Below are 12,369 nucleotides of genomic sequence, written 5' to 3'. Positions count from 1 at the left end.
CAATACTGAGTATATTGTCAACTATGACATAAAAATCTAGAATACGGATATCGAATAATCACGACTACGAAGCCGACATGCCACAAGCCCCCACACCGCGCGCGAGCCGCGGACGCTCTCTCAAGGCGCCAAGTGCGTCCCGCGACGCGATCAATCGAAGCTATCCGCGCGGTGCCCGTCGCAAACGCGAGACGCGCGCGCGCCTGCTCGACGCTGCGCTGAAACTGGTGGCGGCCAAGGGTTTGAGCTCCGTCACCATTAACGAAATCACCGAGGCAGCCGACGTCGGGTTCGGCTCCTTCTATAACCACTTCGAATCCAAGGAAGGCATCTTCACGGCGCTCATCGAATGGCTGTTCGAGGAATTTGCGGATACGCTCGATCGCCTCGCCGCGGGGTTGTCCGATCCAGCGGAAGTGATCGCCGTCTCAGTCCGTCACACGCTCCTGCGGGCCTACCGCGAGCCAGTGTGGGGGCAACTTCTCATTCGCGAAGGTTTGTCGCCGCGCCTGCTCAGCAGGGGTCTCGGCCTGCGCCTGCTGCGCGATAGCGAGAAGGGCATTTCAGAAAGGCGCTTTGTGATCGCGGACCGGCTCATGTCCGTTATCACCGTGATTGGCACGGTGCTCGCGGGAATTGCCGCCGAACTGCAACTGGCCAACTCGTCGAAGCGGACCGTTCGTGCGCGAAAGGTGCTTCGCTCGAAGGAGGACAAGTTTGCCCAGCGAACCGCCGCCATTGTGTTGCAGGCGTTCGGTCTCACACGTGTAGAGGCCGAGCGGATCGCGCGACGTCCACTGCCCACCGTTCCCGATGCTCCGACCTTGCCGTGACAGTGCAACTAGCGCGGCGTTTCCGCGCCATCGCAGGTGCGGCCGCCCGGTGCGGTGCGGTGTGGGGTTGGTGGGTGGGCGGGGCGGGTGCCCGGACATCGAATCGGGCGATCGCGATGCCGGTCAGCCCTGGTAAAGCGCACTCGCGAGATAGCGGCGGCGCAGTTCCCGCAATGCCGATGCGAGGATGGCGCTGACCGGCAACGCGAGCAACACGCCGAAGAATCCGAACAGCCGCCCAAACGCCAGCAACGCAAAGATGACCGCGAGCGGATGAAGGCCGATGCGCTCGCCAACCAGTCTCGGCAACAGCACAAAGCTTTCGAGAATCTGGCCGACGCCATACACCGCGACCACCACGGCCACGCCATACCAGTCACCGAATTGCAGCAGCGCCGCCAGCAGCGCGAACGCGAGGCCGGTCGCAAAGCCGATGTAAGGGACGAATACTGCAAGCGCGCTAAACAAGCCGACGGGCACCGCCAGATCCAACCCTGCAATCGTCAGCACAGTCGGGTAGAACACGGCGAGCACTGCAATCACCAGCAATTGCCCGCGCAGATACTGCGACATCATGCGATCGATCTCTCCGACGAATTCCCGTGTCTTGCCGAGCCAGCGCCGCGGCACGAAGCTCGCCATGCGCGCGAACGCCTCGTGCCTGTCGTAGAGCAGATAGAACAGGACGAGTGGCATCAGCACCGCATTGCTCACGACATTGATCATCACGTTGCTGCTGGTGCGCAGGTACTGCCATACGGCAAGCATCGCGCCCTGCCCGTCCGCTTTGAGACGGGCCGCCAGCGCCTCGCGGATATTCGTCACATCGAGCGAATAATCCAGTCCCAGAAAAGCCAGACGCGGCTTCAGCCATCCATCGAGTTTTGCGACGATAAATGGAATTTGCCTGATGAGTTCCGGCCCTTCCTTCTGGACAACTACGCACATGAGCAGCATGACGAGTGCGACGGACAGAGCAAACAAAGACATCATCACCAGCGCCGCAAGGCCGCGCGGAATGCGATGGCGTACCAGCCACTCCACGCCCGGCTGCAAAATATATGCGACGAGCGCACCGAGCAGAAACGGCGTGAGAACGGCACGCAGGTTCCACAGCAACACGCCGGCCGCTAATGCAACGGCGCCCCAAAACAGAGATTGACGATGGTATACAGTCATAAGCGCGCCCACTGGGCGAGTGATCGAGTGGCTTTCGTCGTTGAGCCGAAGCATCGGCGGAAGTATCCGTCTTAACCGCAGGAGCCGGCGATGCCGCGTCGCCGCGCGGCGCATCCGTCAGATCGGCGTCGCGCCGCTAGCCGCGCTGTGGGTACGCCTGTCATCACCGTGCTGGCGCGACGGGTCTTGCGGCGTCGCCGGTTTGCTGGTGCCTGTCTGCGATTGGCCGCCGGGTTGCCCGGTGACTTCGATCCACAATGGAAGCGCCATCGGATCGGGCGGCGACATCATTGCCGGTGCTTGCATCGCGGGAACGACAATCGCGATGACGCGCGGCGTGGGCATCACGGTCGTGGAACAACCGCAGACCGTCGCAACAAGCGGGAACGAGCACAGCAAGGCGAAACAGAAGCGCGGTCGGCGCGTCATTCCCGCCACCGATGCAGCGAATCGTTCAGGTCTGGTTGAGCAGTAATGGGTGACATCTCCACGGTTGATTCAGCGTGCGCTGGCATTGCGGCGACTCGCCTACAGCAACTTCGCGGACGGGCCACTATGTGATAATATTATCACATTCGCGCGATCGGTCAATATTGATTCTAAAGATCGAGCCGCACTGCATCCGCCATCGGCGGTACGCCGTGCGCGCTGCCGGTCCGACTCCCGGCCAGTTCGCAGACGCGCAGCGGGCTCAGTGCGTCAGGACGCTCGGGTGCGCGGCGAGGCGCTCGACCTCGAGTAGCGCCTGACCAAGCACATCGATAGCTCCATTCGTGGTGGAGGCCGTAGCAGCGCTGCGCAACGCGTGCTGAACGATTTCGTGAATGACGTCCGTGTTCGATGAACCGGCGTGGAACGTAAGTTGGTGTGCCATAAGTATTCCTGCGTAAAAACGAAGCCTGTTTCAGGTGGACGCAGTATAAGCAAAGCGCGCCGCCATTCGACGCGCGCAATTATGAGTTGCGAGATCTTCAATACACGGTTTGCGTGAATCGCGAATCGCTGACGTAAGAACAGCAAGCGGACGTATTCCGATACCCACGTAGCGTCTTGTCGACGAACGGCGATGGAAGCGCGCATGCTCGACGGCTGATCTCGTTTGTGTAACGACCAGCGGATACAGTCGAAGCGAATTGCTGCGTGTCATTCAGACAGCCCGCACCGCCCTTGCCTCCGGACACACTAAAGAAGCACACACTGCTTCAGCGCAATCGGCTACAACCTTGCAGCGACGGCAACTATCCGTTGCCCCGTAGATGCTTGTAAGCCGACCGTAAGTGACTAGACTGGCACCAACGAACTGGCAAACAGCACTCATGCCTCGCCAGACCGTTGTTCCCCAAACACCGCGTCTCCTGAATCCGACGCTCGATATGGAGTCTGATCATGCCAAAGTCGAAGACCTTCATCCCCGTCCCTGTTGTCGCGTCGATCCTGTCCTTCTCGACCGCCGCATTCGCTAGCAGCAGCGGTCCCCAAACCTATGAGCAAGCGGCTGTGCAACCGGTTCAGCGTCAAACGGTCGGCTACCATGACCACACGGGCGCCAATACACAACATGCAATGGACTTTCAGGCGGCGTTAGCCCGCGTGGAAGCCCAGCGGCAAGCGTTCAACAACTGCGGCGGGGTGACTAGTTCGTCCGCTCCCCTCCCGTCAGACAACGTAGCGTCGGGTAGCCCCGTCGACTTCAGTACCGCAACAGCGTCCTGGCGTTACAAGGCAACCTTGGCCGCGCGTTGATACGGCCCGCGGCTGCTAATCGCATCAAAATCAAACAACCAACTGTAGAGAATTGAAATGAAAAAGACCTTCCTTGTACTGTTCGCCTTCCTTACCAGCACATCCGTGCTTGCGCAAAGCAATCTGCCGCAGCAATTGCCGTCGCAGCAGCCAGCGTCCGCCGGGCAACCGTCCACGAAGCAGCTTTCACAGGGTGGGCCGCAGCTTCCGCAACCTCCACAGCTTCCGCAACTTCCGACACAAGCGTCGACGCAACTTCCGAACCAGCTCCCGACACAAGCGTCGACGCAAGTCCCGACCCAGCTTTCGAAATAACCCCGTATGGCTGCGCAACCCGCGCAGCCATACCTGGGAGACCGGCGAATGTCGCGGCTAGCCGGATTCTGTTCATCGCCGTAGGCGCATGTGATGCACGACGGCGTTTGCCGGCGATTCGTTCACGTCGTCGGCAAATCGCTGGCCGCGAGACCGTGGTTGGTTGAGCAATAGACTGCTCTCAACCCTTCCTCAGCAATTCCTCAGCAATTCGATAAGGCGCGGCATCTTCGCCGGCCGCCTGCGGGTTTCGGCGATCGCATGGACTGCGTGTCGCGTGCGGGGGCTGCCGACGCGATGAAACGGACGATGCCGGGTTGCCGGCAAATCGAACCGCAGCCCGGAGGCAGCGATGGAACGCCATGAGCGCTTCCGGAGAAACGCTATCCCCGAATCCGTAGGGGACGTCGCAGTATCCGAACACTATGTGGCGTCGTGCGCTGTCCTTCAGTGCTGGGTAACGGACATCACGCGTTGCGGGCCGCTGGCCCGACTATGAAGAAGGAGATGGGCACGCGCTTATCATGCCCTTCACGCGCTGCCCGGGTGTAATTCGGCGGCCGGCGCAGGTAACGATGCCGGCCTCTTTGTATCCACGAAGCACTGATCACCGCGTGGCCGCCAGTACGCGCACCGGAATCGACTTCGCGCCCGGCACCTTGCTCTCTTTCGCGTAGTGCCATAGCGGCAGCAGCGGATTGCATTCCGGGTAATAGCCGCCGATGCATCCCTGCGGCACGTCGAACGGCACGACGGTCAGTCCGTCGACGTGCCGCTCGACGCCGTCGTCCGCGATCGTCTCGAGGCAGATGCGGTCGCCGTGCGCGAGTCCGCGCTTCTCCATGTCGACCCGATTCATCAGAATCACCATGCGCGAACCCTTGATGCCTCTGAAGCGGTCGTCGAGGCCATAGATGGTCGTGTTGAACTGGCTGTCGCTGCGCAAGGTCATCAACCGCAGCGAATCGGGCTCACGCGCGGGCATGTCCGGATCTTCGCCGATCGAAGTCGGCACCATGAATTCGGCCTTGCCGCTTTTGGTCTTCCACTTGCGCTCCCGCGCCGGCAGCGGCCGGATCACGCCGCCGGGTGTCCACATACGCGCCTCGAAATCACCGAACATCTCGGGCCATGTCTTCGACATCTCCAGACGCACGCGCGAATAGTCGTCGCGCCATGCATCCCAGTCGACACTCGAGCGCTCGCCGAGCGTCGCCTTCGCGATGCCCGCGACGATGAACGGCTCCGAGCGGATCGTCGGCGCGGCCGGTTCGGCCATGCCACGCGAGCCATGAAAGTGCGCCGTGCTGTCTTCCATCGACACCGCCTGCGCGCCGCCCGCCTGCCGGTCGATCTCGATGCGGCTCAGACACGGCAGCAGATACGAGCGCTGGCCGTGCACCAGGTGGCTGCGATTGAGCTTGGTCGCCACGTTGACGGTCAACCCGAGCGCGGCCCACGCCGGTTCGGTGCGCACCCGGTCGGGCACCGAGCGCACGAGGTTGCCGCCGAGGTTGATCATCGCGTTGACCTTGCCGTCGAGCATCGCCTCGAAGGCCTCGACGATGTTCATGCCTTTCTCGCGCGGCGGCTCGAACGAAAACTGTCTGGCCAGTTGATCGAGCGGCGCGAGCTCCGGCTTTTCGGTAATGCCGACCGTGCGCTGCCCCTGCACGTTCGAATGCCCGCGCACCGGCGACGGCCCCGCGCCCGGCTTGCCGATATTGCCGCGCAGCAGCAGCAGATTGCACAGCATGCGCACGTTCTGCACGCCCATCCGATGCTGCGTGAGACCCATGCCGTAATGGATGATCACCGCGTTCGCCTTCATGTACTCGTCGGCGGCTGCCCGGAGCGCGTCGCGCGGCAATCCGCTCACTCGCTCGATGTCGTCCCAGTTCGCGTCGCGCGCGTACTGAGCGAATTGCTCGTAGCCGTTCGTATGCTCGCGGATGAAATCGACGTCGACGACGCGCGCGTCGCCCGTGCTCACCGCGCGATCGTCCGCTTCGATGACGAGCTTGCAGATGCCGAGGATCGCGGCGGTATCGCCACCCGTCTTCACCTGGTGGTATTGCGTGCTGATCTGCGTATCCGTGGGGGTGAGCATCTCCAACGCTGACTGCGGGTTTGCGAAATGCAGCAGCCCCGGCTCGCGTAGCGGATTGAACGTGATGATCGGCACGCCGCGTTTGCGCGCGTCCTGCAACTGATGCAGCATGCGCGGGCTATTGGTGCCGACGTTCTGGCCGAAGAAGAACATCAGGTCGGTCTTCTCGAAGTCGTCGAGCGAGACCGTACCGACGCCCACGCCAATCGCTTCCTTGAGGCCGACGCTGGTGCTTTCGTGGCACATGTTCGAGCTGTCAGGCAGATTGTTGGTGCCGTACATGCGCGCGAAAAGCTGCAGCATGTACGAGGTTTCCAGCGAAGCGCGGCCCGACGTGTAGAACACCACGCTGGCCGGGTCCAGCGTGCGCAGCTCGGCGCCGATCGCATCGAATGCTTCCTGCCACGGCACCGGCACGTAGCGGTCGGTAGCCGGGTCGTAGCGCAGCGGCTCGGTCAACCGCCCCGCTTCCTCGAGATCGTGGTCGTGCCATTTGGCGAGCTCGCTGACCGTGTGGACCTCGAAGAAATCGGGCGTTACGCGTTTGGCCGTCAGATCCCACGCGGTCGCTTTCGCACCGCTTTCGCAAAACTCGAACGTATGCGGATCGGCCGGCTTCGCCCACGAGCAGCTGACACACATGAAACCGCCGGGCTTATTCTGATGCATCAGAACCTGGCTATCCTTCAGCGGTGCTTTTTCCTGCAGCAGGATTGTCGCCACCGCCTTGACCGACCCCCATCCGCCCGACGCGTAGGGATACGCGTCGTTTTTGTCTTCCTTGTTCATGAGTCCACCCGTTTGGCCATAAATGTCACGTCATGACGTATCAGCACATCGCGTTCCCGGCTGCGGCGCCGCGTCGCGGTACGATGTTTGCTGCGTCGCAGGCTGACTCGCCGTGCCGCAAGCCAACCGCCAACTTCATGACCGACACCTCCATCCCGCGCGACACGTCCGCCAGTCTGAACGCGATGCGCAGGACGCTGCGCGAAGTGTTCGGGATCAGCCGGCTGCGCCCCGGCCAACGGGACATCATCCGCAGCGTCATTGCGGGCGCGCTCTCGGCAACGCATCGAACTCGTCGTCGTCGATGAAGCGCACTACGTATCGCGGTGGGGCCACGATTTTCGGCCGGCATTCCTGCGCATCGTCCGCGCGGAACGCGCCATGCTGCTCCTCGCGCGTACCGCCGTCCGCGATCATGGGGCGTGCGTTTGCGCGCCCGAACCGGAGCCTGCCATGAAAACGCTCGAGCACAAAATCGGTTCTCCGTGGTATCAGGCCACCCGTGCGACGCTACGCCGAGCCGTCCCATCGGGGCTGTTGGCCGGCTGCGTGTCGGCGGCGACAGCCGCGGCGGCATCCACGGACGCATCGGGCAGCCCGCTCGCGCCGATCAATGCCGTCACCCACTGCCTGTGGCCGCAACGCGCGCTGCGTGAACGCGGCTTCAGCATCCGGCATACGGTGACCGGCTTCGCGATCCATCAGGCAGCCGCGATCTTCTGGGCAATGATGTTCGAGCAACTGGTTGACCGGATGGCCGGCCCCGACCCGTCACGACGGCCCGGCGCGACCGCGGTGGCCGCAGCCACGACCGTGGCGAGCGCGTATGTGGTCGACTACAAGGTGGTGCCCAACAGGCTCACCCCTGGATTCGAGGCGCACCTGTCGCGCCGCTCGCTCGGGAACGTCTACGTGGCGCTCGGCGCGGGCCTGCTCGCGGCCGCGCTGCTGCGGCGGCCGGATCGATGAAATGCGCTCGCGCAAAAAAGAGCCACCCGCCTTCAACCGGCATGGTCGCCGCAAGCGCATTTGAGAACGATGTCCCCTGGAATCCAAACGGAGGACAAAGGCAGTATAGGAAACGCGCCCCGCCGCGCACGATGCCTGGGCCAGGCGCAAGACGTGAGCGATCCGCGAAGCACCGGGCGCGCTCGCAAGCCTGCGAGCATCACGCCATCTGCTCCGCCGGCACCGCCACCGAACGGCCCGCGAGCCGCTCGAACTCGTCGACGTCGTGGCTGCAAAAAATCGTCAACGCGGGGCTCGCCCGCTTCGCCAGATCACGCAGGCGGCGCTGGTTGTACAGTCGCGCCGCGCGATCCTTTTCGAGCATCCACTGATAGAAGCGCAAACCGGGTGCGCAATGCGGACGCACCGGGTCGAGCTCGCCGTTGTCGAAATAGGCGTCGCCCGCGAGCAGCAACCAGCCGCCATCACCGTGTACCGCGACGCCCGCGTGACCATAGGTATGGCCTCGCAACGGCACGAGCGCGATCTCGCTCGCGAGTTCTTCGATCGGATGGACCTTGGCGAAGCCCTCCCAACGCTCGGTGTACTGCGGCGAATGCACGCGCCACATGTTCTGATACGACCACTGCTGCGGCCTGAAGCGCTGCCGGTCCAGCCACGTCTTCTGCTGCGCCGCGTATTGGCGCTCGCTCGCGAGCATGTGCACCGTCGCGTGCGGAAAGTCGTCGAGCCCGCCCGCATGGTCGAAATCGAGGTGGGTCATCACGATGTGGCGCACGTCGGCCGGGTCGAAACCGAGCCGCTCGATCTGCCTGATCGCCGTCATTTCATTTCGGAACTCAGGCTTCAGCAGCCTCAGGAAGAATTTGCCGAGGCGCGAATAGGGATCGGCGACATCGCGCAAACCGAAACCGGTATCGACGAGCACGAGCCCCGCCGGACTTTCGACGAGCAGACAATGGCAGGTCAGATGCCCGCGGCGGATCAACGAATCGGGGTGGCCGTTGAACAGCTTGCCGCACAGCGGGCAAGTCGAAATGCAGTTCAGATGGTGCACTTTCATGCCGCGCTCCCGGTCACGGTGACTGCATTCGTGCTTGTCGCTTCCGCGGCAGCCGTCGCGCGGCACGCGCCGTATGCGTCATTCAGCGAACAGATCCGGTCCGAACACCTCGTAGTGAATCTTCGACTCGTGAATGTCCATGTTTTTCAGTGCGTCGTGCTGCAGCCGCATGAAAGGAACGGGACCGCAGATGTAGTAGTCGGGCTCGGACAACAGGATCTCGTCGCGCAGCTTGCTGAGGTCGATGAAACCCGCGTTGTCGTAGTCGCGGCCCTGTACGTCGGTATCGAGCGGCGCGTCGTAGAACACGATCGCGCGGAAATTCGGCTGGGTGGCGGCAGTCTGCTGCAGACGGCCGCGCATCGCATGCACCGCGCCGTTGCGCGCACCGTGAATGAACACCACGCGCCGCCGACGATCGGATAGTGCTCCGCCTTCACGAAAAGTTGAATGATCGTATAGCCGTGCGCGGCCAGAACCGGGGCCGTGGCCTTGACGATGTCCTTGGTTTTCTGCGTCCGCATTTCTTTCCTCCTGCAATAGGACGACTGGTCGCCTCGATCGTGCGCGTAAATGGTGGGGTGGAATTGTCCGATCGCGCATACCCCTTCAAGCGTATCCAGGCGACCATGCTCCTCCAACCGATGCTCGCTGTCCACAAGCTGAAGGCCATGGACACGCCCGAGCAAACGCACGCCGCGACACGTCCAACATCGGTCGTCCGATTGCAGACGAACGTGGGCCGGTCAGGAAACGTGCCGTGCGCGCCGACACGCGCTGGGAGCGTTTCCGTCAAGGTCCGAAAAACGTGTTGCAGAATTTGCCGGCCACATTGCACGTCTGTTGACCCGAAGGCTGCACATTGGTGCGCTCGGCCGACGTCGCGCATCCACCCATCATGGCGACGGCAAATGTCATCACGAGCGTTCCGCGCAGCGCTGCCGCGCGCCGATTCTTCGCTGCGTGAGTCGCGTTGCGATCACCATCGCAACGCGCGGATGCGCCGCGCTTGCGTGCATCGGTAGCGCACGAGCCTTGTCCGACATCAGGCATTTCGCCCTCCCTCGCGATAGTCACCACGTTCATCGTGCCACGCACAAAGGGATTTCCAACGAGGGTACCCGAGCGCTGGCGCGATCACCACACCGCCTTTTGCTATTTTGATCCAGATCAGAAGTTGACCGACCAACCGACGACGGCGCGAACTTCATTTGCACACGCTGTCATCACGACGTCACACCAACAGTCGAGCGTAGAAGCAATCCGGCGCGTGGGTTCGTCGAATGTGGGTTCCGCAAACTGCGGCGCGAGAGTGGACGGGGCTGTCCACAATGCGGCTGTCTCGGACAACTCACTGCGATGTACTTTTTTTTTTGCAAATGCGAGCATGCTGAATCCGGCGTTTTCGGACATGTCATCAAGCCGGTATGACTTACTGTGAACGACGAGTAAGCTGGAGATAACAAAACGGGGAGAGAACCTGTGAAAGCCGCGCGTAATCACAACGACGTCACAAGGAAATTGACGCACATCAGCGCGATTGTCCAGCGCCTCGAACAACTCGTTCAATGCGATCGCGTCGACTGGCAGGGCACGGGAATTGCGACGCCGGCTTACTGGCGCGCGCGCATCGAGGCCAACGCCGAACTGCCGCCGGCGCTGCAGCCGCAAGCGCGGCTCGCTACGCTCGAAGCACGGAGCCAGCGCCGCTCGAGCGCGCAGGGCGGCAATTAGCGCCGCGCCCGTCGCGCATTATCATCGCGCACCGGCACAATCACACACTCACGCGACGAAGGACATGATGATGATGCGGACCTACGAATACCACGGGTTCACGATCGAGGTGACCGTCGAGGCGGATTTCACGTTGCGCCCCGCCGGGCGCGCGGCGGTACGCACACGCTACGCGGCGGTGGTTCACATCTATCAGGCGGGTGCTGCGGTCGCAACGTTCTCGCCGCTGCGCGTCGACATTGGAGGCAGCCGGCCGTTCGACACCGAGGCCGATGCGTTGATGGGCGGATATAGCGCGGCGCGCCGACTCGTCGACGACCTGTTCGCCCGTGCGGCGGATGCCGCGGACTCCGCGTTGAGCGCCCTCACGAGCAGCAAAGCAGTGCGCTCGCGGCAGCCGGCACCGCGTTGATCGATTGCTGGGCAGCGGGAATGGCGCATGCGGTAACCGCCGGCACCCTTTCCCTGGAGAAACGCCATGTCCAATGACGCCTCATCGCTGTCGCCGTCGATTACGTCGATGATCCGCCTCGACCATATGCACGTGCTCGCCGCTTCGCACCGATACCACGCGTCCACGCCGTGGTGGCGCAAACGCGCGATCGTCAACGGCGTGTGCGACGCGCTCGATATCCACGCGCAGCTCGAGGAGGAAATTTTCTACCCGGCGCTCGACCGCGCGCTCGGCAATGACGAGGCACTGAGAAAAAGCCGTCCCGAGCACGACGAGATGCGCGCAACGATCGCGAAGCTGCGCGGGATGGGCCCCGAAAACGCCGCCTACGACGGGCTCTTTTATCAACTGATCCGCGAAGTCGCTCATCATGTCGCCGACGAGGAAACCATCCTGCTGCCTGACGCCGAGCGCGTGCTGAAGAACGAACTGCAGTCGCTCGGCGCCGCGATGACGCGCCGCCGGATGCAGTTGCTCGGAGAGCGCCCGATGGACATTGCGGTGAATGCCGCGGGCACGTTTCCGATCGCCACGCTGCTGCTGGGATCGACTGTATTGCTCGCGTTGCGGCATTGGCTGCCGAGGTCGCGTCGCGCGACACAGACGCGGCGTCAATGGAACTAGCACGTTCTACTGACACCACGGGGCGCCGCCCGCGATCGCGCATCAACGATTCGGTCGCGATGCACCCGGCGTGCGCCCGCGCCGCTGTTTCGTCTTCGCCGGTTCACCCGGCTCGACGAGCCCGGCCGCGACGCGGCGCGCGGTTTCGGCCGCGATGTCGAGCGCGTCGTCCCATGACACGTGGCCGCACGTCCCGCGTCGCTCGAAGATCGTGTGATGCTCGCCGCCACGCTCCGTCACGACCCACTGGAAAGCGCCTTCCGAATCCCGGATGACGGTCCAGCTTACGAGGAAGTCGGCAATCTCTATCTTCTGCAGGCGCATGTCCGGCTCGCTGTCGATCCGCTTCGTCGACCGGCTCTGTCCGAATGTACGCATGGCACGAGGTCCTTCGTTTTGGCCCTTCGTTCAGGGCCTAATTCTGCTACAACGTTGCCCGGCAGATTGCCGCCGGCATCGGGCTGTTTCGGTTTGTCGTTCATCACGGCTCCTTTGATCGATTCATGTCTGGGCCGAGCAAGCGCTATACCGCATGGCCAAGCGCGAACCAGAAGCA

The 12,369-nt window shown here is 62.9% G+C and carries 13 protein-coding genes and 1 pseudogene; 8 read left to right on the top strand and 6 right to left on the bottom strand.

Translation table 11 applies throughout. The features are described 5' to 3' along the window. Positions 1–77 precede the first annotated feature (77 nt). Positions 78–833 carry a TetR/AcrR family transcriptional regulator gene (locus tag OKW30_RS03110; RefSeq protein WP_187631352.1) on the top strand — a complete coding sequence of 252 codons (756 nt, stop codon included), beginning with the start codon at positions 78–80 and terminating at the stop codon, positions 831–833. 123 nt (positions 834–956) lie between these two features. On the opposite strand, the gene OKW30_RS03105 is transcribed toward OKW30_RS03110, so the two are convergent. Next, positions 957–2,012 carry an AI-2E family transporter gene (locus tag OKW30_RS03105; protein ID WP_184068541.1) on the bottom strand — a complete coding sequence of 352 codons (1,056 nt, stop codon included), beginning with the start codon at positions 2,010–2,012 and terminating at the stop codon, positions 957–959. 202 nt (positions 2,013–2,214) lie between these two features. On the opposite strand from OKW30_RS03105, the gene OKW30_RS03100 reads away from it, so the two are divergent. Next, on the top strand, positions 2,215–2,487 hold the full coding sequence (locus OKW30_RS03100) for a hypothetical protein (RefSeq protein WP_429345927.1): 273 nt from the start codon (positions 2,215–2,217) through the stop codon (positions 2,485–2,487). A 216-nt stretch (positions 2,488–2,703) separates the two neighbouring features. Here the strand turns inward: OKW30_RS03100 and OKW30_RS03095 are convergent, their stop codons facing one another. Next, complete coding sequence (locus OKW30_RS03095) at positions 2,704–2,886, bottom strand: hypothetical protein (RefSeq protein WP_187620124.1); 183 nt, start codon at positions 2,884–2,886, stop codon at positions 2,704–2,706. A 512-nt stretch (positions 2,887–3,398) separates the two neighbouring features. On the opposite strand from OKW30_RS03095, the gene OKW30_RS03090 reads away from it, so the two are divergent. Then, positions 3,399–3,755: a hypothetical protein gene (locus tag OKW30_RS03090; RefSeq protein WP_429345926.1), complete on the top strand. Its 357-nt coding sequence runs from the start codon at positions 3,399–3,401 to the stop codon at positions 3,753–3,755. Positions 3,756–4,677: 922 nt separating this feature from the next. Here OKW30_RS03090 and OKW30_RS03085 read toward each other — a convergent pair. Then, a complete protein-coding gene (locus OKW30_RS03085; protein WP_184068357.1) occupies positions 4,678–6,969 on the bottom strand; it encodes an FdhF/YdeP family oxidoreductase in 2,292 nt (763 codons plus the stop codon). 137 nt (positions 6,970–7,106) lie between these two features. Here OKW30_RS03085 and OKW30_RS03080 point away from each other — a divergent pair, with 137 nt between their 5' ends. Together OKW30_RS03080 and OKW30_RS03075 are read left to right on the top strand one after the other, a co-directional pair. After that, positions 7,107–7,277: a hypothetical protein gene (locus OKW30_RS03080; RefSeq protein ID WP_429345925.1), complete on the top strand. Its 171-nt coding sequence runs from the start codon at positions 7,107–7,109 to the stop codon at positions 7,275–7,277. Positions 7,278–7,422: 145 nt separating this feature from the next. After that, positions 7,423–7,938, top strand: coding sequence for a hypothetical protein (locus OKW30_RS03075; protein WP_184068538.1), 516 nt, complete (start codon positions 7,423–7,425; stop codon positions 7,936–7,938). Between the two features lie 199 nt (positions 7,939–8,137). Here OKW30_RS03075 and OKW30_RS03070 read toward each other — a convergent pair whose 3' ends face one another. Together OKW30_RS03070 and OKW30_RS03065 are read right to left on the bottom strand one after the other, a co-directional pair. Next, positions 8,138–9,001 carry an MBL fold metallo-hydrolase gene (locus tag OKW30_RS03070; RefSeq protein WP_184023474.1) on the bottom strand — a complete coding sequence of 288 codons (864 nt, stop codon included), beginning with the start codon at positions 8,999–9,001 and terminating at the stop codon, positions 8,138–8,140. A 78-nt stretch (positions 9,002–9,079) separates the two neighbouring features. Beyond that, positions 9,080–9,430: pseudogene (locus tag OKW30_RS03065) on the bottom strand (nitric oxide dioxygenase); the annotation flags it as partial. Positions 9,431–10,483: 1,053 nt separating this feature from the next. Here OKW30_RS03065 and OKW30_RS03060 point away from each other — a divergent pair. From OKW30_RS03060 to OKW30_RS03050, 3 genes are all read left to right on the top strand, one after another. Next, on the top strand, positions 10,484–10,735 hold the full coding sequence (locus OKW30_RS03060) for a hypothetical protein (RefSeq protein WP_429345924.1): 252 nt from the start codon (positions 10,484–10,486) through the stop codon (positions 10,733–10,735). Positions 10,736–10,805: 70 nt separating this feature from the next. Further along, positions 10,806–11,147: a hypothetical protein gene (locus OKW30_RS03055; protein WP_429345923.1), complete on the top strand. Its 342-nt coding sequence runs from the start codon at positions 10,806–10,808 to the stop codon at positions 11,145–11,147. Between the two features lie 66 nt (positions 11,148–11,213). Then, positions 11,214–11,813, top strand: a complete 600-nt coding sequence (locus tag OKW30_RS03050; RefSeq protein ID WP_184068351.1) for a hemerythrin domain-containing protein — start codon at positions 11,214–11,216, stop codon at positions 11,811–11,813. Between the two features lie 42 nt (positions 11,814–11,855). Here the strand turns inward: OKW30_RS03050 and OKW30_RS03045 are convergent, their stop codons facing one another. Continuing rightward, the gene (locus tag OKW30_RS03045; protein WP_429345922.1) at positions 11,856–12,191 is read right to left on the bottom strand and encodes a hypothetical protein; all 336 of its coding nucleotides are present in this window, start codon (positions 12,189–12,191) and stop codon (positions 11,856–11,858) included. Between the last annotated feature and the right edge of the window lie 178 nt (positions 12,192–12,369).

Origin of the sequence: Paraburkholderia sp. Clong3 (assembly GCF_050436485.1) — a bacterium.
GTDB lineage: Bacteria > Pseudomonadota > Gammaproteobacteria > Burkholderiales > Burkholderiaceae > Paraburkholderia > Paraburkholderia tuberum.
The sequence above is the reverse complement of the archived record's forward strand: the minus strand, read 5'-3'. Positions and strand labels throughout refer to the sequence as shown.